At 61.5% G+C, this 19,869-nt stretch carries 19 protein-coding genes; 5 read left to right on the top strand and 14 right to left on the bottom strand.

Annotated elements, in window-relative coordinates; genetic code table 11:
• Window positions 1-48 precede the first annotated feature (48 nt).
• The 10 genes from PSFL_RS18300 to PSFL_RS18255 all read right to left on the bottom strand — a co-directional run bounded on the left by PSFL_RS18300 (window position 49) and on the right by PSFL_RS18255 (window position 10,982).
• On the bottom strand, window positions 49-1,236 hold the full coding sequence (locus PSFL_RS18300) for an ATP phosphoribosyltransferase regulatory subunit (protein WP_057958153.1): 1,188 nt from the start codon (window positions 1,234-1,236) through the stop codon (window positions 49-51).
• A gap of 296 nt (window positions 1,237-1,532) precedes the next feature.
• Entirely contained in the window at window positions 1,533-2,399 is an 867-nt protein-coding gene (gene hflC, locus PSFL_RS18295; RefSeq protein ID WP_017849753.1) for a protease modulator HflC, read from the bottom strand.
• The gene (gene hflK / locus PSFL_RS18290) at window positions 2,399-3,577 is read right to left on the bottom strand and encodes an FtsH protease activity modulator HflK (protein ID WP_115127254.1); all 1,179 of its coding nucleotides are present in this window, start codon (window positions 3,575-3,577) and stop codon (window positions 2,399-2,401) included. The genes hflC and hflK overlap by 1 nt, the downstream gene beginning before the upstream one ends.
• Window positions 3,578-3,673: 96 nt before the next feature.
• On the bottom strand, window positions 3,674-4,975 hold the full coding sequence (gene hflX, locus PSFL_RS18285) for a ribosome rescue GTPase HflX (RefSeq protein WP_029299582.1): 1,302 nt from the start codon (window positions 4,973-4,975) through the stop codon (window positions 3,674-3,676).
• A 12-nt stretch (window positions 4,976-4,987) separates the two neighbouring features.
• The gene (gene hfq, locus PSFL_RS18280) at window positions 4,988-5,248 is read right to left on the bottom strand and encodes an RNA chaperone Hfq (protein WP_010221594.1); all 261 of its coding nucleotides are present in this window, start codon (window positions 5,246-5,248) and stop codon (window positions 4,988-4,990) included.
• Window positions 5,249-5,343: 95 nt separating this feature from the next.
• Window positions 5,344-6,315, bottom strand: coding sequence for a tRNA (adenosine(37)-N6)-dimethylallyltransferase MiaA (gene miaA / locus PSFL_RS18275; RefSeq protein WP_057958151.1), 972 nt, complete (start codon window positions 6,313-6,315; stop codon window positions 5,344-5,346).
• Window positions 6,315-8,213 carry a DNA mismatch repair endonuclease MutL gene (gene mutL / locus PSFL_RS18270; protein WP_162947781.1) on the bottom strand — a complete coding sequence of 633 codons (1,899 nt, stop codon included), beginning with the start codon at window positions 8,211-8,213 and terminating at the stop codon, window positions 6,315-6,317. The genes miaA and mutL overlap by 1 nt, the downstream gene beginning before the upstream one ends.
• Window positions 8,214-8,227: 14 nt before the next feature.
• Window positions 8,228-9,649, bottom strand: a complete 1,422-nt coding sequence (locus tag PSFL_RS18265) for an N-acetylmuramoyl-L-alanine amidase (protein ID WP_115129351.1) — start codon at window positions 9,647-9,649, stop codon at window positions 8,228-8,230.
• Window positions 9,650-9,666: 17 nt separating this feature from the next.
• Window positions 9,667-10,134, bottom strand: a complete 468-nt coding sequence (gene tsaE, locus PSFL_RS18260) for a tRNA (adenosine(37)-N6)-threonylcarbamoyltransferase complex ATPase subunit type 1 TsaE (protein ID WP_397470353.1) — start codon at window positions 10,132-10,134, stop codon at window positions 9,667-9,669.
• Window positions 10,122-10,982, bottom strand: a complete 861-nt coding sequence (locus tag PSFL_RS18255; protein ID WP_397470352.1) for an NAD(P)H-hydrate dehydratase — start codon at window positions 10,980-10,982, stop codon at window positions 10,122-10,124. Before PSFL_RS18255 ends, tsaE begins: the two co-directional genes overlap by 13 nt.
• Before the next feature lie 63 nt (window positions 10,983-11,045).
• On the opposite strand from PSFL_RS18255, the gene queG reads away from it, so the two are divergent.
• On the top strand, window positions 11,046-12,125 hold the full coding sequence (queG, locus tag PSFL_RS18250; RefSeq protein WP_057958149.1) for a tRNA epoxyqueuosine(34) reductase QueG: 1,080 nt from the start codon (window positions 11,046-11,048) through the stop codon (window positions 12,123-12,125).
• Here queG and PSFL_RS18245 read toward each other — a convergent pair.
• Window positions 12,107-12,721, bottom strand: coding sequence for a trimeric intracellular cation channel family protein (locus PSFL_RS18245; protein ID WP_169851492.1), 615 nt, complete (start codon window positions 12,719-12,721; stop codon window positions 12,107-12,109). The two genes, queG and PSFL_RS18245, sit on opposite strands and share 19 nt — an antisense overlap.
• Window positions 12,722-13,003: 282 nt before the next feature.
• Entirely contained in the window at window positions 13,004-13,546 is a 543-nt protein-coding gene (gene orn / locus PSFL_RS18240) for an oligoribonuclease (RefSeq protein ID WP_003188046.1), read from the bottom strand.
• 106 nt (window positions 13,547-13,652) lie between these two features.
• Here orn and rsgA point away from each other — a divergent pair, with 106 nt between their 5' ends.
• Window positions 13,653-14,684, top strand: a complete 1,032-nt coding sequence (gene rsgA / locus PSFL_RS18235) for a small ribosomal subunit biogenesis GTPase RsgA (RefSeq protein ID WP_057437388.1) — start codon at window positions 13,653-13,655, stop codon at window positions 14,682-14,684.
• Window positions 14,685-14,967: 283 nt separating this feature from the next.
• Window positions 14,968-15,363, top strand: coding sequence for a type II toxin-antitoxin system PemK/MazF family toxin (locus PSFL_RS18230; protein WP_397470351.1), 396 nt, complete (start codon window positions 14,968-14,970; stop codon window positions 15,361-15,363).
• Window positions 15,364-15,416: 53 nt separating this feature from the next.
• Here the strand turns inward: PSFL_RS18230 and motB are convergent, their stop codons facing one another.
• Together motB and motA are read right to left on the bottom strand one after the other, a co-directional pair.
• Window positions 15,417-16,439 (bottom strand): flagellar motor protein MotB, encoded by a 1,023-nt coding sequence (gene motB / locus PSFL_RS18225; protein ID WP_057437385.1) that lies wholly within the window; start codon window positions 16,437-16,439, stop codon window positions 15,417-15,419.
• 3 nt (window positions 16,440-16,442) lie between these two features.
• Window positions 16,443-17,294 carry a flagellar motor stator protein MotA gene (motA, locus tag PSFL_RS18220; protein WP_057437383.1) on the bottom strand — a complete coding sequence of 284 codons (852 nt, stop codon included), beginning with the start codon at window positions 17,292-17,294 and terminating at the stop codon, window positions 16,443-16,445.
• Between the two features lie 166 nt (window positions 17,295-17,460).
• On the opposite strand from motA, the gene PSFL_RS18215 reads away from it, so the two are divergent.
• Window positions 17,461-18,996 (top strand): HDOD domain-containing protein, encoded by a 1,536-nt coding sequence (locus PSFL_RS18215; RefSeq protein ID WP_120731391.1) that lies wholly within the window; start codon window positions 17,461-17,463, stop codon window positions 18,994-18,996.
• Between the two features lie 57 nt (window positions 18,997-19,053).
• Window positions 19,054-19,869: a rhodanese-like domain-containing protein gene (locus PSFL_RS18210; protein WP_315492232.1), complete on the top strand. Its 816-nt coding sequence runs from the start codon at window positions 19,054-19,056 to the stop codon at window positions 19,867-19,869.

Genomic DNA, 19,869 nt, shown 5'->3' with positions numbered 1-19,869 from the left:
TGTCCTCATTCGCGCAAACTTGGTGCCGGCGTTGGCCGGCAGGAAAACTCAAGAAGCCAGTGGCGATACTTGCCAAAGCCCGTTCTGCTGAATCAATTGCCGGTCGCAGTCCGCTTCACGGGCGGCGGCCAATGGCTGCCCAGGCAAGGCCTGGACGACACGCTGACCCTCACTGCGCAACTGGCAGACCTGCTGCCAGAGTGCCGCGTCCGTACTGTCTGGCATCCAGATACCGCCAGACGGTAGCTCGACTTCAGCACGCCCCAGGGTCACCAGGGTTTTCAAATCGGTGGAAAAGCCAGTCGCCGGACGGGCACGACCGAAGTCGGCGCCGATATCGTCATAACGACCGCCCTGGGCGATGGCTTGGCCAACGCCCGGAACAAACACCGCAAACACCACACCGGTGTGGTAGTGGTAGCCGCGCAGCTCACCCAGGTCAAAATACAACGGCAGTTGCGGGAAGCGCGCCGACAACTGCTCGGCAATCGCCAGCACGTCGTCCAGGGCCGCCAGCACCGGGGCCGGCGCGTTGGCCAGGCGATCACGGGCAGCGGTCAGCACTTCGCGACCACCACACAGATCCACCAGCGCACGCAGCATGCCAGCCAGGTCGGCAGGCACGCCTTCGGTCAGGGCGATCACTTCGTCGATGGCCTTGCGCTGCAGGGCATCGAACAACTGCTGCTCCACTTCGCCGGACAAACCGGCCGCACGGGCCAGGCCACGGTAGATACCGACATGCCCCAGGTCCATGTGGACATCCGGCACATCGGCCAGTTGCAGCATCGCCAGCATCAGGCTGATGACTTCAACGTCGCTGCTCGGGCTCGCATCGCCATACAACTCGGCGCCCAACTGGATCGGGCTACGGGACGATGACAAGGCGCGCGGTTGCGCATGCAGCACGCTGCCGGCGTAGCACAGGCGGCTCGGCCCTTCACGACGCAAGGTATGCGCATCAATGCGCGCCACTTGCGGCGTGATGTCGGCGCGAAAGCCCATTTGCCGGCCCGATTGCGGGTCGATGACCTTGAAGGTGCGCAGATCCAGGTCCTGGCCCGCGCCGGTCAGCAGGGATTCCAGGTACTCGATATGGGGAGTCACGACAAACTCGTAACCCCAGCTCTGGAACAGATCCAACACCTGGCGACGCGCGATTTCAATACGCGCAGCCTCTGGTGGCAGTACTTCTTCGATGCCATCTGGCAGCAGCCAGCGGTCTACCGTTGCCATTACGCCATTCCCCTATGACCCGGCCTGCCCTTGGGCGAGCCTTGAGTGAAGCAGAAAATACCCGGCCCCTGCATAAACCACGCGCAAGAGCGACGTGACGAATGGCCTGTAGACGGCCTCGTCGGGCACTTTCCTCGAAAAACCTGTCACGCCTGCAACGCACAACAACAATCAAACATGCAGACGCAAAAAAGCCGGGAATTTCCCGGCTGCCGCATCATACACCCGTTTTCCGAAAGGATCACCCCGCCGAGCGTTTTAGCCGCCCGACGGAGTGGAACCAGCCAGTCAGCGGGTTACTTGGACTTTTCCAGGTAGCGGAAGAAATCGCTACTTGGGTCCAGCACCATGACATCGGTTTTGTTCGCAAAGCTTTCACGGTAGGCACGCAGGCTACGGTAGAACGCGTAGAACTCCTGGTCCTGGCCATAAGCCTTGGCGTAGATCGACGCGGCTTGGGCATCACCATCACCACGAGCCTCTTCAGACTCACGATAGGCCTCTGCCAACAGTACGCGACGCTGACGGTCGGCATCCGCACGGATACCTTCAGCCAGTTCGTTACCCTTGGCACGGTGCTCACGCGCCTCACGCTCACGCTCGGTGCTCATACGCTCGAACACGCTGCGGTTCACTTCCTTGGGCAGGTCAATGGCCTTGACCCGAACATCGACCACTTCGATACCCAGCTCTTTTTCCGCCATGGTATTCAACGAACGGGTGATGTCAGCCATCAGCGCATCACGTTCACCGGATACCACCTCGTGCAGGGTGCGCTTACCAAACTGGTCGCGCAGGCCCGATTCCAGACGACGGGACAAACGCTCGTCGGCAATCTGCTTGAGGCCGGAAGTCGCGGTGTAGAAGCGCTCGGCATCCTTGACGCGCCACTTGGCGTAGGCGTCAACCATCACGGCTTTCTTTTCCAGGGTCAGGAAACGCTGTGTCGGTGCATCCAGGGTCATCAGGCGGGCGTCAAACTTGCGCACCTGGTTGACGTAGGGGACTTTCACATGCAGGCCCGGCTGGACATCAGCCTGGACCACACGCCCGAATTGCAGCAACACCGCACGCTCGGTCTGAGCCACGATGTAGAAGCAGTTCCAGGCAGCGATGACCACGACGACGCCCACAATCAGGGCGGTCAGCGATTTATTGCTCATCAACGACTCTCCCGGGAACGTGTTTGCTGTTGCTGCAAGTCAGCGGCCGCACGGGCGCTCGCTTCGTTGGCAGCGGCAGTCGAACTGGCGGAAGACGAAGTACTGCCGGCGCTACGACCACCTTCGATCATCTTGTCCAGCGGCAGGTACAGCAGGTTGTTCTGCCCACCTTTGTTGCCGGTCACGAGAACCTTGCTGGTGTTGGTGAAGACTTCCTGCATGGTGTCCAGGTACAGACGCTCGCGGGTGACTTCCGGTGCCTTGCGGTACTCGGCCACCAGCTTGGTGAAGCGGTCAGCCTCACCCTTGGCGCGGGACACGACTTCGTCGCGGTAACCGTTGGCATCTTCAAGGATGCGCTGGGCCTGACCACGGGCTTCCGGCACCACGCCGTTGGCGTAGGTTTCAGCCTGGTTGCGCGAACGCTGCTCGTCTTCACGGGCGCGGATCACGTCATCGAAGGCTTCCTGCACTTCACGCGGTGCCGCTGCGCTCTGTACGTTGACCTGGGTAACGGTGATACCGGTGCGATAGGTATCGAGGAACCGTTGCAGGCGCTCCTTGATCTCGCTGGCCATCAGTTCACGACCTTCGGTCAGCACCTGGTCCATCGCAGTGGAACCCACTACGTGGCGCAGGGCGCTTTCGGTCGCGTGCTGCAAGCTGATTTCCGGCTGGTCGACGTTAAGCACGAAGTCCTGCAGGTTGCTGATCTTGTACTGCACGGTCAGCGGCACTTCGACGATGTTCTCGTCTTCGGTCAGCATCTGGCCCTGCTTGGTGTAGGCACGCTCACGCGTGACGTTCTCCATGTACTTCTTGTCGATCGGCGGGAAGTAGATATTCAGGCCGGGGCCGACAGTCTCGTAGTACTTGCCGAAGCGCAGCACCACGGCTTGCTCCTGCTCGTCCACCACATAGACCGCGCTGTACAGCCAGACAGCCGCCAGCGCCACGAGGCCCAGGCCAAGCAGGCCGTAGCCGCCGCCCTTGCCTGTGCGACCGCCGTCGTCACCACCACGTTTTTTTCCACCACCGAACAACCCATTCAGGCTTTCCTGCAGCTTTCGGAAGGCCTCGTCGAGATCTGGTGGCCCCTTGCGGTCGCCATTATTGCGGCGTTTACCACCCCAAGGATCCTGATTATTCGAGTTGCCACCCGGCTCATTCCAAGCCATAGCGCTCTCCATCTGATAAAGCAAAGACGCACCCACGGCGCGCCGACCAATGCTACAGAATGCCTGCCACAGCGGCACAACCGCTTTCTCAGGCTTTTATTGCAAAGTGTGTTGTTCGAGGAACTCCGTCGGTACAACGCCCTCACGACTCACCAGCCGATTGAGCTCCGAACGAGGCAAACGAACAGCCAGCAGGCTGACACCCTCTTCGTCGTGTTCTTCTTTCTGTACGGCACCTAGCTCAAAGAACTGAGCACGCAGTCGAGCAAAACGCTGAGGCAAGCGCAAGGTGCCGACGAACAAATCGCCACCGAGCAACTCGGCAATCGCCTGCTCAAGCAATTCCAGACCGCTACCGTCCCGCGCCGACAGCCAGACCCGCTGGGGCCTGCCGTTTTCGTCGCGCTGGATTTGCGGCTCCACACCCTCAAGCAAATCGAGTTTGTTATAGACCTCGAGGATCGGCAAGTCCTGGGCGCCAATCTCACCCAGTACTACCATGACCTGCTCGATCTGCAACATCCGGTCAGGCTCGGCCGCATCAATGACGTGCAGCAGCAGGTCGGAGTTGCTCGACTCTTCGAGCGTAGACCGGAATGCCTCGACCAGCTTGTGCGGCAAGTGGCGGATGAAGCCCACGGTGTCGGCCAGCACAATCGGCCCCAGGTCGTCGAGTTCCAGACGGCGCAAGGTCGGGTCAAGGGTGGCGAACAGTTGGTCTGCCGCGTACACGTCCGATTTGGTCACGTTGTTGAACAGCGTGGATTTACCGGCGTTGGTGTAGCCCACCAGGGACACGGTAGGGATATCCGCACGGGTACGGCCGCGTCGCGATTGCTCGCGCTGGCTGCGCACCTTCTCCAGCCGGCCCTTGATCTGGCGCAGGCGCACCCGCAGCAGACGCCGGTCGGTTTCGAGCTGGGTTTCACCCGGCCCACGCATGCCGATACCGCCACCCTGACGCTCAAGGTGCGTCCAGCCGCGAACCAGGCGGGTGCTCATGTGGTCAAGCTGGGCCAGTTCGACCTGGAGCTTGCCTTCATGGGTACGGGCGCGTTGGGCGAAGATATCGAGAATCAGACCGGTACGGTCAATCACGCGACACTCGAAAACACGTTCGAGGTTACGTTCCTGACTGGGCGTGAGGATGTGATTGAAGATAACCAGATCGGCTTCTTCGGCATGGACCAGGTCGCGCAGTTCCTCGACCTTGCCGCTGCCAATCAGAAATTTGGCGGTTGGCCGATGACGCGGCACGTTAAAAAACGCGACGGTCTCGGCGCCGGCCGAATTTGCCAGCTCCTGAAACTCCTGCGGATCTTCGCGCGCCTCAGGGTCCTGTCCATCCAAGTGAACGAGGATTACTCGCTCACCACCACCGTGGCGCTCAAAGAACAAAGGAGACTCCTATCAGGCGTTACCTGGCTCAGCGTCACCCTGTTCGGATTCGGTTGCGCTAGGCAGACGAATTGGACGAACCGGCACTACTGTCGAGATAGCGTGTTTGTAGACCATCTGGCTGACGGTGTTTTTCAGCAGGATCACGAACTGGTCGAAAGACTCGATCGTACCTTGCAGCTTGATGCCGTTGACCAGATAGATGGAAACCCCAACTTTCTCTTTACGTAAAGTATTCAAGTAAGGGTCTTGTAGCGAATGCCCTTTTGACATGTGCCGCACTCCTTTAAGGATCAATAATAAAAAATCGGAAAAATAGATAGCTTGTGACCGTCACACCCCCAAGGATAGACGGCAATTGCAAGGACTCAGCTCAATATGGAGACCGTTCCCAAGTATTTCAAGGCGCGTGACAGATTGTCGCAATCCAGACTGTCCAGCCAATGCAGGTCAGTCCAGCTGCGCAGCCAAGTGAACTGGCGTTTTGCCAATTGGCGCGTGGCAATAATGCCGCGCTCCTGCATTTCGGCTGACGTCAGCTTGCCATCCAGATGATCCCAGACTTGGCGGTAGCCTACAGCACGTATCGAAGGCAATCCCGGATGCAGATCACCTCTTGAACGCAGTGCTACGACCTCCTCCACGAACCCCTGTTCCAACATAATTGTGAATCTTTGTGCAATTCGTTCATGCAGCACCTGCCGATTCGCCGGAGCGATAGCCAGATTGGCGACAGTATAGGGCAATTGTCCCGGTCCAGAGGTGCCTGCGTCAGTACTTTGCGCAGATTGTCTGAGGCGATGGGCCGTCATTGTCTGGCCACTCACGCGCCAGACTTCCAGAGCCCGGCTCAGGCGCTGGGGGTCGTTGGGGTGAATGCGCGCGGCAGATACCGGGTCAATCGCTGCCAATTGCTCGTGCAGGGCCTGCCAACCAAGGCGTGCAGCCTCTTCTTCGATTTCAGCGCGCACCTGCGGATCGGCGGGCGGCATGTCGGCCAAGCCTTCCTGCAGCGCCTTGTAATAGAGCATCGTGCCGCCCACCAGCAGCGGGATATTGCCCCGCGCGGTGATTTCAGCCATGGCCGCCAGGGCATCGGTACGAAAATCCGCCGCCGAGTAGCTTTGCGACGGATCAATAATGTCGATCAGTCGATGGGGATGGGCGGCCAACAGCTCCTTGGACGGCTTGGCGGTGCCAATGTCCATGTCCCGGTAAACCAGGGCTGAATCGACACTGATCAGCTCACAGGGCAAAACCTTGGTCAGCTCGATCGCAAGGTCTGTCTTGCCGGCGGCCGTCGGGCCCATCAGGAAGATGGCGGGAGGTAGAGAGCTCATCAGCGGCCGCGCAGGAATAGTTTGTCCAGATCATCCAGACCCATTTGGGTCCAGGTCGGTCGGCCATGGTTGCACTGGCCACTGCGCTCGGTGTTTTCCATGTCCCGCAGCAGGCCGTTCATTTCCGGCAGGGCCAGGCGCCGGTTGGCGCGGATCGCGCCGTGGCAGGCCATGGTGCCGAGCAGTTCGTTGATATGCGCCTGGATCCGGTCACTGGTGCCGTATTCCATCAGGTCCGCCAGCACGTCGGCCACCAGCCGATTGGCCTCGGCCTGCTTGAGCAAGGCGGGAATCTGCCGGATGGCCAGGGTTTCCGGGCCCAGGCGCTGCAACTCAAAACCCAGTTTCTGGAACACCGCGTGGTGCTCCTCGGCGCAATCGGCTTCCCGCTGGCTCACCGCCAGGGACTCCGGCACCAGCAATGGCTGCCCGCTCAGGCCTTCACTGGCCATGGCGATCTTCAGGCGCTCGTACATGATCCGTTCGTGGGCCGCGTGCATGTCCACCAGCACCAGGCCGTGGGCGTTTTCCGCGAGGATATAGATGCCCTTGAGCTGGGCCAGGGCATAACCCAGGGGTGGGATATCACCGCCGCCTTCCGGCAGGGCCACTGCGCCCGGCTCGGCACCGGGCAGCGGCGCGAAGAATTCGCGATAGGCCGCCTGGGCCTCGGCCACCGGCACCGCCGATTGCGGACGCGGGGTGTATTGATACTGATAGCCCGCCCCCGCGCCGGAACCCGGCGCCGGGTAACTTGGCTGCGCTTGCGGCGATTGCAGCAGGTTGGCCGCCAGGCTCATTTCGCCCTGGGGGCCGAATTCACCGGCCTCCGGCCCTGTCGGGCGGACGACGGCGGTGACAATCGGCGCCGCCAGTTGATCGTCCGGGCGCACATCGCCCAAGGCGCGGTGCAAGGTGCCATAGAGGAAGTCATGGACCATGCGCCCGTCACGGAAGCGCACCTCGTGCTTGGTCGGGTGCACGTTGACGTCGACCACCGCGGGGTCCACTTCAAAAAACAGTACAAAGGTTGGGTGCCGGCCATTGAACAGCACGTCGCGATAGGCCTGGCGTACCGCATGGGCCACCAGTTTGTCGCGCACGGCACGGCCATTCACAAAGAAATACTGCAAGTCTGCCTGGCTGCGGGAGAACGTCGGCAGGCCGACCCAACCCCACAAATGCAGGCCGTTACGCTCGATCTCAATCGGCAGCGCCTGTTCCAGGAAGCCTGCGCCGCAGATTGCCGACACGCGTCGGGCGCGGGCGGCATCGTCATTGGCCTCGTGCAGGCTGAGGATGGTCTTGCCGTTGTGGCGCAGGTGGAAGGCCACATCAAAACGCGCCAGGGCCAGGCGCTTGATGACTTCTTGCAGGTGATCGAATTCGGTTTTTTCGGCCTTGAGGAATTTGCGCCGCGCCGGGGTATTGAAGAACAGGTCGCGCACTTCCACCGAGGTGCCCACTGGATGGGCTGCCGGCTGGACCCGAGGGGCCATGTCGCGGCCTTCGGTTTCTACCTGCCAGGCCTGTTCGGCGCCACGGGTGCGGGAAGTAAGGGTCAGGCGCGCCACGGAGCTGATTGACGCCAGCGCCTCACCACGAAAGCCCAGGCTCATTACCCGCTCAAGGTCTTCCAGGTCACGGATTTTGCTGGTGGCATGGCGTGCCAGTGCCAGCGGCAGGTCGTCCGAGGAAATCCCGCTACCGTCGTCGCGCACCCGCAGCAGCTTGACGCCGCCCTGCTCGACATCCACGTCGATGCGCTTGGCGCCGGAGTCGAGGCTGTTTTCCAGCAGTTCCTTGATCACCGAGGCCGGGCGCTCAACCACCTCGCCCGCAGCGATCTGGTTGGCCAGCCGCGGGCTGAGCAGTTCGATGCGCGAAGCGCTGTTCAATACCGATTCGCTCATTACTGTGCTGCCAATTCAGTGCCGGGGATGGTCAACACCTGCCCAACTTTCAGTTCATCGGTTTTCAGGTTGTTGGCGCTGCGCAAGGTGGCGGCCGAAACCTGGAAACGCACGGCCAGCATGGCCACGGTGTCGCCGGGCTGCACCCGATGGTCACGCGGGCCCTGGGCGATTTTCCCGGAGTCCCGCAGCCAGGCGATATAGGTGCCGGGCGGCGGGTTCTGCTGGAAGAACTGACGCACGCCGGAACTGATGGAGCGCGCCAGCGCCTGCTGGTGGCTGGCGCTGGCCAGCTTGTTGGCTTCGTTGGCGTTGGAGATAAAGCCGGTTTCGACCAGGATCGACGGGATATCCGGCGACTTGAGCACCATAAACCCGGCCTGCTCCACCCGCTGCTTGTGCAACGGGGTGACCCGGCCCATGTTGGTCAGGACTTTCTGCCCGACGTTCAGGCTGGAGGTCAGCGAGGCAGTCATCGACAGATCCAGCAATACACCCGCGAGCATGCGGTCCTTGTCATCCAGGGACACGTTGCCGGCACCGCCGATCAAGTCGGAACGGTTTTCGCTGTCGGCCAGCCAGCGTGCGGTCTCGGATGTGGCGCCACGATCCGACAGGGCAAACACCGAGGCGCCAAAGGCGGCCTTCGACGGGGCGGCGTCGGCGTGGATCGACACGAACAGGTCGGCGCCCTTCTTGCGGGCGATTTCGGTACGCCCGCGCAGCGGGATGAAGTAGTCGCCGGTACGGGTCAATTCGGCGCGGTAGCCTTTCATCCCGTTGATCTGGCGCTGCAATTCGCGAGCGATGGCCAGGACCACGTCTTTTTCGTGCTGGCCACGGGAGCCCGAGGCGCCCGGGTCTTCACCGCCGTGGCCGGCGTCGATCACCACGATGACGTCACGTTTGCCGGCCGGGGCTGGCGGCAGCGGTGGCAACTTGACCTGGGGCTGCGCGGGGCTGACCGGCACGGCTGGCGTGGTGGCGACAGAAGGCGCAGGTGCCGGGGCTGGCGCCGCATCGGCAGGGTTATCGAACAGATCGACCACCAGGCGGTTGCCATACTGGGCGTTCGGCGCGAGGGAAAAACTCTTCGGCGTCACGACCTTTTTCAGGTCGATGACCACCCGCAGGTCGGTCGGCGTGCGCTGGGCCGAGCGCATCGCGGTAATCGGCGTGTTCGCAGTGGAGACCTTCAGGGGCGCGGCCAGGGTCGCACCGTTGATGTCAATCACCAGGCGATCAGGCGCCGTCAGGGTAAAGACACTGTGCTGGACCGGGCCAGACAGGTCGAACACCAGTCGCGTGTTATCCGGAGCTCGCCACAGGCGCACACTTTTCACCTGTGAAGCAGCCAGAGCATTGACAGTCATTGCCGCAAGCAACACCCCCACGACAGCAACCAACGCGCGAAAGCGCATACCTAACCCACCCATTATTAGAATTTCAAAGCCAAAGCGGCACACCAGGACTCACTGCGCGCGCTCTGGGACAACAATTTCAACTGACGCCCATGGTTATGCGCAGTAATGGTAATGGTCAGGTCGGGCTTTGGCAAAAAGCCTGTGCCCTTGTCCGGCCACTCGATCAGGCACAAGGCGTCGCCATCGAAGTAATCGCGGATGCCCATGTACTCCAATTCCTCGGGATCCACCAGGCGATACAGGTCGAAATGGAACGCCCGCACCTCATCGATCTCGTAAGGTTCTACCAGGGTGAACGTCGGACTTTTCACTGCACCGCTATGCCCAAGCCCGCGAATGATGCCGCGCGACAGCGTGGTTTTGCCGGCGCCCAGATCACCTTGCAGAAAAATCAGGCCCACACCCCCGGTGATCTCGGCAATGCTCTTGCCGAGAGCCACCATGGCCTCTTCATCCGCTATAAACAGCGTTACTTCAGACACGGTGACTGCTCCTCCAACAACTGACGAATGGCGGGAATCAGGTCACTGGCCACCAGGCCGCGACCCAAGGTGCCCTGACGATCGCCGGCCGTGGCGTGCAACCACACTGCCAGGCTGGCGGCCTCGAACGCCGGCATGCCTTGGGCCAGCAGCGCGCCGGTCAAGCCGGCGAGCACATCCCCCAGGCCCGCCGATGCCATGGCCGGATGCCCCTGGTCACAGCGCGCCACCCGCCCATCCGGGCTGGCGATCAGGCTGCCCGCGCCCTTGAGCACCGTGACTACATTGAATTTCTGGCTCAGCGCGCGCGCCACCTTAAGCCGGTCGGCCTGAACCTCGGCTGTCGAGATCCCCATCAGCCGCGCCGCCTCCCCTGGGTGCGGAGTGATCACGCAATCGGCCGGCAAGGTTACATGGCCTGCGGCCAGCAGGTTCAGCGCGTCTGCATCCCAGACCTGGGGTTGCCGGGCATTGGCGGCCACCGACAGCAGGCTTTTGCCCCACGCCATGTCGCCCAGGCCAGGGCCGATAACCATCACCGAGACTTTTTCCAGCAAACCCATCAACTGATTGGCCGAATGCACGCCGCGCACCATGACTTCCGGCAAGCGGGTCAAAGCGGCAGGGACATGTTCACTGCGGGTCGCCAGGGACACCAGGCCAGCACCGCTGCGCAAAGCGCTTTCGGCACTCAGTAGCGCCGCGCCGCCAAAACCATGGTCGCCACCAATCACCAGGACGTGGCCAAACTGCCCCTTGTGGGCCTCTGGGGAACGCGCAGCCAGTTGCGGCAATTGGCCGGGCAACAGGGGCTGCACGTCGGTTATTTCGTGTTTTGTCTGCGGCATGCGTCTTCAAGCTCCGATGTCTGGCAGAATTATACCCATCTAACCTGCGGTTTCTCTCGTCTCATGCCTGCTATTACCACCGATCTGCCCGCCCTCGCCCAATCGATCAAAGACTGGGGCCGCGAGCTGGGCTTTCAACAAGTCGGCATCAGCGGCCTGGACCTGGCTGAGCATGAACAGCACCTGCAGCGCTGGCTCGACGCGGGCTACCACGGCGAGATGGACTACATGGGCGCCCATGGCAGCAAACGCTCGCACCCGGACGAGTTGGTACCCGGCACCTTGCGCGTGGTGTCCCTGCGCATGGATTACCTACCCGGCGATACGCAAATGGCGCAGCTGCTGGCCCAACCCGAAAAAGCCTATATCTCCCGCTACGCCCTGGGCCGCGACTACCACAAGCTGATCCGCAAGCGCGTGCAGCAACTGGCCGACCGCATCCAGGCACAGATCGGCCCGTTTGGTTTTCGCGCCTTCGTCGACAGCGCCCCAGTGCTGGAAAAAGCCATCGCCGAACAAGCCGGCCTGGGCTGGATCGGCAAAAACACCCTGGTCCTCAACCGCAAGGCCGGTAGCTACTTCTTCCTCAGCGAACTGTTCGTCGACCTGCCACTGCCCGTCGACCCGCCCCACAGCACCGAACACTGCGGCCGCTGCACCGCCTGCCTGGACATCTGCCCCACCAATGCCTTCGTCGGGCCCTATGTGCTGGACGCCCGGCGCTGCATTTCCTACTTGACCATCGAGCTCAAGAGCGCAATCCCCGAGGATCTGCGGCCACTGATTGGCAACCGCGTGTTCGGCTGCGATGACTGTCAGATCGTTTGCCCGTGGAATCGTTTCGCCCGACCTTCAGGAGAAAGCGATTTCAAGCCGCGCCACAACCTGGATAACGCCGAACTGGCCGAGTTATTTATGTGGGATGAGGATAAATTCCTCAGCAGCACCGAAGGCTCGCCGCTACGCCGCGCCGGTTATGAGCGTTGGCTGCGTAACCTGGCCGTGGGCCTGGGCAACGCGCCTTCCAGCATTCCGGTGCTGGAAGCCTTGAAGGCGCGCCGGGACTACCCCTCCGAACTGGTCCGCGAACATGTCGAATGGGCGCTGAACCAGCACGCGACGCGTCAATGTTCGTCGTTGTAGACGAATTTGGGCATTTCCCAGTGAAAGCGGATGGCCAGCAGTCGCAGTAGAAAACCGCTGAACAGGGTGAGCAGAATCGCTTGCTCGCTGGGCAGTTCGAGGTAGATGCACAGCATGTAGCACCAGGCGGCGAGGAACGACACGCTGGCATACAACTCGCGGCGGAAGATCAACGGAATATCATTACAGAAAATATCCCGCAGGATCCCGCCGAAGACTCCGGTGATCACCCCGCTGACCGAGGCCACCAGCATGCCGTGCCCCATTTCCAGGGCCGTCATGCAGCCGATCAGGGTGAAAGCCACCAGACCCACGGCGTCCAGCGCCAAAAACAGTGAGCGCAAGTGGCGCATCAGCGGGGCGATAAAGATCGTCACCAATGCCGCTACCGAGGTCAGCACCAGGTATTCCGGATGTTTGACCCAGGTCAGCGGGTAATGGCCGAGCAACACATCGCGCACCGAACCGCCACCCAGCGCCGTCACGCAGGCGATCAACACCACGCCAAACCAGTCCATGCCACGACGGCCGGCGGACAAGGCGCCGGTCATGGCTTCGGCGGTGATGGCGATGAGGTAGAGCATCAGCAGCATGATGGCGATCCTTGCAAAGAGGCGCGCAGTCTAATCATTTGGCGAGGGCACCAAAAGGGGGCGCTCGGCGAAAGACCGAGCATGCCCACACGTGGAATGCGATCAAATGTGTGGCTTGCCTGCGATAGCGGTAGGTCAGTCGATACATCCTTACTTGTCCCACCGCCATCGCGGGCAAGCCCGCTCCCACAGGGGATCTGGGCAGGGCACAGAACTTTGCACACACCACACAGCAACTGTGGGAGCGGGCTTGCCCGCGATGGCGCCAGCCCTGGCGCCACGAACTCAAGCCTTGATGAAATGCTTACGGTAATGCTGCAACTCGGCAATCGACTCGCGGATATCATCCAGGGCCAGGTGGGTGCTGCCCTTATGGAAGCTGTCCTTGACCTCTGGCGCCCAACGCGCGGCCAGTTCTTTCAAGGTCGACACATCGAGGTTGCGGTAGTGGAAGTAGCTTTCCAGCCCCTTCATATGGGTATAAAGGAAGCGGCGGTCCTGGCAGATGCTGTTGCCACAGATCGGCGACTTGCCCTTGGGCACCCACTTTTCCAGGAAGGCAATCGTCTGGGCCTCAGCCTCGGCCATGCTGATGCGGCTGTCGCGCACGCGCTGGGTCAGGCCCGAGTTGCCGTGGGTGCGGGTGTTCCACTCGTCCATGGTGGCCAGCACCGCGTCGCTGTGGTGGATGGCGATCACCGGACCTTCGGCCAAGGTGTTGAGGTTGCTGTCGGTGACAATGGTCGCCATCTCGATGATGACGTCGGTGTCAGGGTTCAGACCGGTCATTTCCAGATCGATCCAAATCAGGTTCTGTGGGTTTTGCATGTCGTGGTTCCTTGGCACCTTGGCGTAGCTGCGCAGTTTAGCAGGCGGGGCGTGCTAGACTCGCGACCGTTTTATCCAACCTTTGCATTATCGACACGGAACACCAATGGCCAAACGCCAGCTCAACCGTCGCCAAAACTGGCGCATCGAAAAAATCCAGGGTGAACGCGCTGCCCGCGCCGCCAAACGTGAATCTTCCGCCGTGGAAGCGCTGGAGGGTGGCGACCTGGGCCCCGAACAAACGGGCCTGGTGATCGCGCACTTTGGGGTGCAGGTCGAAGTCGAGGCCCTGGAAGGCGAACTGGCCGGCGAAGTGTTCCGCTGCCACCTGCGCGCCAACCTGCCGGCCCTGGTAACCGGCGACAAAGTGGTGTGGCGTGCCGGCAACCAAGGCATCGGGGTGATCGTCGCGCAACTGCCGCGCAGCACCGAACTGCGCCGCCCGGACAGCCGTGGTCAACTCAAGCCGGTGGCGGCCAACGTCGACATGATTGTCATCGTCTTCGCCCCGCTGCCCGAGCCACACGCCAACCTGATCGACCGCTACCTGGTGGCGGCCGAGCACGCTGGCATCCGCCCGCTGTTGCTGCTGAACAAATTCGACCTGATCGACGACCAGAACGCCCCGGCGCTGAATGCGTTGCTTGCGGTGTATCGGCAGTTGGGCTACCCGGTGCTGGAAGTCTCGGCACACCATGGCAACGGCATGGAACAGCTGCAACAGCAGTTGGACGGGCGCATCAGCGTGTTCGTCGGCCAGTCGGGCGTGGGCAAGTCGTCGCTGGTCAACAGCCTGCTACCGGAAGTCGAGACCCGCGTCGGCCCGCTGTCGGAACTGTCCGGCCAGGGTACGCACACCACCACCACCGCACGCCTGTTCCACTTCCCGGGCGGTGGCGAGCTGATCGACTCCCCCGGCATCCGTGAATTCGGCCTGGGCCACGTCAGCCGCGCAGATGTAGAAGCGGGTTTCATCGAGTTCAACGACTTGATCGGCACGTGCCGCTTCCGCGACTGCAAGCACGACCGCGAGCCGGGTTGTGCGTTGCTCAAGGCCCTGGAAGACGGGCGCGTGCAGCAACAACGCATGAACAGCTATCGCTCGATCATCGCGAGTTTGCCGGAAAGCAGTTACTGAGTGGCCATGCCTCGATACACTTTAAGTGCAGCCTGCACCCCCCTACTCCATTGATTTAATAGGGGCCGGCATCAAGAATTCAGGACAACTGGGTGGCTCGTTGACACAAGCCAGCTTGAATTCGGAATTCCTGATGCCCATAATCACTCCGTCACCGGCGAAAGTCGGCAGGAGTCTGGATCCTTCCCGGAGTTGATCCAGCGGCGCAGAAGGGGCGAAGCAAGCTCCACTGCGTGTCGAATGAAGCCGCCTTCGGGCGGCTTTGCTTTTGCGGGACATTCGATTGACTCTCTACTATCACCCCAAACAAGGCGATGTTCTTCTCTGCGATTTCACACGAGGCTTTGTCGCCCCTGAAATGCTGAAGATCCGTAAAGTCGTGGTGATATCCCCTACCTCCAGCCACAATCGCAGGCTGTGCACTGTAGTCCCGACCTCCTCTACTGCCCCCGAAGTCCAGCATGCCTGGCACCACCTGTTACACATCAACCCTCTTCAGTCCGATGGCTACAAAGAGCTGTGGGTGAAGTGCGACATGATCTATACCGTGAGTTTCGAGCGCCTCGACAAGCTCCATAGAAAGACCCGCTCCAAAGGTCGGGAGTACTTCGTACCGCGGCTGACTACCGATGATATGCAAGGCGTGATCAGTGGCGTCAAAGCCTACCTCCCACTTTGAGCACAAGTAAAAACGCCCCGACTGATCGGGGCGCTTTCATTTAGACGGTACGCCTACGAGCCTGGCGCAGGCACCGTAGGAGCCTTCACCCCACCCTCATCAAACAGATTCAGCTTCTGCCGCAACTCATGGGCCGGCAACGGCTGCTGCTCAGGTGGCAGGGCATTCGGGTCTACCGGCACTTCACCCGGTGCGCCCTCGCCCTGGGTCGGTACCGGCGCAGGGGCACCCTGCTCGCCTTCGATGGCACGCTGGGCCTTTTTGGTCAGCACCACAATATCAATGCGCCGGTTGATCGGGTTGAACGGGTCCTGCGCATCAAACAGTTGGGATGAAGCAAAGCCTACGACGCGCGCCACCTGGGTATCCGGATAACTGCCGGCCACCAGGACGCGGCGGGCGGCGTTGGCACGGTTGGCCGACAACTCCCAGTTACCGAAATCGCCCAGGCCCGAATACGGCTTGGCATCGGTGTGGCCGCTGACGCTGATCTTGTTCGGCACCGCCTTGATGGTGTCGGCCATGGCCAGCAGGATGTCTTCGAAGTAAGGCTTCAGGCGTGCACTGCCAGAGTCGAACATCGGTCGATTGGCCGCATCCATGATCTGGATACGCAGGCCGTCCTGGGTGATATCGAAGTGGATCTGATCCTTGAATTTTTGCAGTTGCGGGTTTTCATCGACCTTGTTCTGCAACTCTTGCAGTAACAACTCCAGGCGTTCCTGCTCGACCTGTTCGGCCATGCTCTCGACGGTCTGGCGTTCGATCGGGATATTTTCCTGGGGCGCTTCGGTTTGCACCTCCGGGTTGATGGTGCGCTCAGGGGCCAATTCGGGCGAGCCGCCCAAGTCGATCACAAACGGCGTGCCGCTCTCGGAAAACCCAATGGGGTCCTTGAAGTAACCGGCGATGGCGATCTTCTGTTCCGGCGTCGCGGTGGACATCAGCCACAACACCAAAAAGAACGCCATCATCGCCGTCGCAAAGTCAGCGAAGGCAATTTTCCAGGCACCACCGTGGTGCCCGGCAGCGAAGCGCTTGACGCGCTTGATGATAATCGGCTGGTTGTTTTCCATGGCTTAGCGACCGCGAACTGCTTGTTCCAGCTCGGCAAAGCTTGGACGGTGCTTCGGATACAGCACCTTGCGCCCGAACTCCACCGCCAGGGATGGCGGCATGCCGGAAGCCGAAGCCACCAGGGACGCCTTGATCGCTTCGTAGATATTCAGCTCTTCCTTGGCGTCGTGGGCCAGGGAGGTGGCCAGCGGGCCAAAGAAGCCATAGGCCGCGAGAATACCGAAGAAGGTCCCCACCAGCGCCGCGCCGACGTGCATACCGATGGCCGCCTGGTCGCCTTCGCCCAGGGACGCCATGGTCACCACGATCCCCAGTACTGCCGCGACAATACCGAAACCGGGCATGCCGTCGGCGATACCGGTTACGGCGTGGGATGGGTGCTCGAGTTCTTCCTTGAGGCTGAACAGCTCCATGTCGAACAGGCCTTCCAGCTCGTGGGGGGCCATGTTGCCGGAGGACATGATGCGCAGGTAGTCGCAGACATAGGCGGTCATGCGGTCATCCTTGAGCACGGCAGGGTACTTGGCGAAGATCGGGCTCGCTGCGGCGTCCTCGATATCCGCCTCGATGGCCATCATGCCTTCGCGGCGGCTCTTGTTAAGGATCTCGTAGACCAGGCCCAGTACTTCCAGATAGAACGTGTGGGAAAAGCGCGAGCTGAACATGCCCAGCGACTTTTTGATCACGTGCATGGTCATGTAGCCAGGGTTGGCCTGCAGGAAAGCGCCAAACGCCGCACCACCGATGATCAGCACTTCGAAGGGCTGGATCAGCGCAGCAATTTTACCGTGGGACAGAACGTATCCGCCGAGCACGCTTGCGATGACGACGATGATGCCGATAATTTTAGCCATAGGGGATGAGTACTTGCGCCGTCGGGTTCATGGACATATTCGGAAGATCTAAAAACTCTTCTTCTACTTATCGGCAAAACTGCGCCAGACTATAGCCCGTTAAGGCGAAAAGCCAGTTCGGCCCACTCCGGGCGTGTTGACCGCAAGTGATGATCGCGCCCCAATCATGGCAAACGAAACGACAGTCCCAACTACAAAACCCAACTCTCTGGCTGGCTGGATCAAGCGTCTGGACGAGGTTCTCCTGCCCGTCCCGCAGGCGAGCCACATTGCCGTGTGCAAGGCCATCGGCGACAGTCGCCGTTCGTTGCGAGATATTGCAGAGCTGATGCAAGACAGCCCGGCACTGGTCCTGAGCGTCATGCGTGAAGCCAACAACCAGGCCCACGGCAGCCTGGCAGAGCCCGCAGAAAACCTTGAAGTGGCGATCAACCGCCTCGGCCTCAAGCGCACCGAAGAACTGCTCGCGCGCCTGCCGTCGGTGCCGCTCAACGAAATCCCCGTGGCCCTGCGCCAATTGCAGCTGATCAGCCAGCATGCCTCGCAGCAAGCCAGCGGCCTGTTTGCCAGCCGCCTGGCGCGCCTGTGGCAGGATATTCATTGGGGCAGCCTGCTGTTTCTTTCACCGCTGTGGCCGATGGCCGTTGCCTACCCCAAGCTCCTGGAGGAATGGGAGCTGCGGGTGATCCACAAGGGTCAATCGGCACGCAAGGTCGAACAGGAATTGTTTGGCGTGCCCCTGCTGGCACTGTGCCTGGAGCTGACCGAGGCCTGGCGCCTGCCGATCTGGGTGTCCCAGGGCTACCAACTGCTGCTCAAGGAACAACGCTTACTGGTCAAGGCCCTGCACATCGCCCGCGATGAAGTGCCGTTGAGCCAGCAGCAAAAACTCGATGCCGACCCGGCGCTGCGGCGCTGGCTGAACCAGCCGGCCAATACCGTGCTACTGGCCAATGGCATGGCACTGGCGGCCCAGGAATCCTGGGCCTGCCCCCATACCCAGCGCTGGCAGTACCTCACCGCGTTGTACCTGCAACAACCACTGGCCGACGTGCAGCAACAGGTGCACCAACAGGCGGTCATCAGCGCGCGCCATACCCTGACCGCCGGTCTCTGGCATCCGGCACTGGCGTTGATCTGGCCCTGGCATGTGCAACGGGTGCATCGCGGCCTGCTGCCCGCACCGCCGCCGACCGCCGAAGCCCTGGCGGTGTGGCGCAAGCGTTGTACTGAGCTGCTGGTGGAGCCCAGCCGCTTCGCCAATGCGATGCACTTGACCACCTGCGCCAAGGAGGCCCTGGTTGCCAGTGGCATGCAGCGCGTGATGTTGCTGATGGCCGACAAGGCCCTGGCCACTTTGCGCGTGCATCAGGTCGATGGCCTGCCCAAGGACGCTGCCAACCTGAGCCTCGAGTCCGCACAAAGCACGCTGCTGCAACGCTTGCTGGAAAAGCCTGCGCAAGTGCGCCTCAACCCGGAAAATCACGCACAATTCGCGGTGCTGCTGCCTGCTTCATTGCGGCGCCTGTTCGTCGGCGAGCATTTGCTGCTGCGCTCCCTGAGCTGTAACGGCCGGGTGGTGATGCTGATGATTGCCGACCAGGGGGGCGGGCCGTTCTCCGAAACCACCGTGCAGGCCTTCGGCAAAACCGCCCAATGCATCGAGAAAGCCCTGCACTGCTTTACCAACCGCACCGCTTGATGCTTGCGTTACAATCGCCCTCTTTTATCACCCAACCTAGCGCCCGGGAGACCTCACATGCCTGACTTTTCTGGCTTGCCGCTGGTGATCGAACCCAGCGACCTGCTTAGTCGCCTCGCCGCCGAGCCGTTGATTCTGGTGGACCTCACCAGCGCCGCCCGTTATGCCCAGGGGCATATCCCCGGCGCGCACTTTGTCGATCCCAAGCGCACCCAGTTGGGCCAGCCACCGGCCCCAGGGCTGCTGCCGGCCAAGGCCGACCTGGAGAAACTGTTCGGCGAACTGGGCCACACCCCGGATGCCACCTACGTGGTGTATGACGACGAAGGCGGCGGCTGGGCCGGGCGGTTTATCTGGTTGCTCGACGTGATCGGCCACAAGAAATATCACTACCTTGATGGCGGCCTGCTGGCATGGCTGGATGAACAGCACCCCGCGTCCACCGAGGCCACCGTTGCCGTCGGCGGCCCGGTCAGCCTGACCCTGCACGACGAGCCCACGGCCACCCGCGAATACCTGCAAAGCCGCCTCGGTGCTGCCGACCTGGGCATCTGGGATGCCCGTGGCCCGCTGGAATACAGCGGCGAAAAAGTCCTCGCGGCCAAGGGCGGGCATATTCCCGGTGCAGTCAACTTCGAATGGACGGCGGGCATGGACAAGGCACGCAACCTGCGGATCCGCCGCGACATGCCGCAGATCCTCGAAGGCCTGGGCCTGACCAAAGACAAAGAAATCATTACCCACTGCCAGACTCACCACCGTTCTGGCTTCACCTACCTGGTGGCCAAGGCGCTCGGTTATCCGCGAGTCAAAGGTTATGCCGGTTCCTGGGGCGAATGGGGCAACCACCCCGACACCCCCGTTGAGATTTAA

Origin of the sequence: Pseudomonas sp. DD1, assembly GCF_044510355.1 — a bacterium.
Classification (GTDB): Bacteria; Pseudomonadota; Gammaproteobacteria; order Pseudomonadales; family Pseudomonadaceae; genus Aquipseudomonas; species Aquipseudomonas shahriarae.
This window is presented reverse-complemented; position numbering and strand designations above follow the sequence as displayed.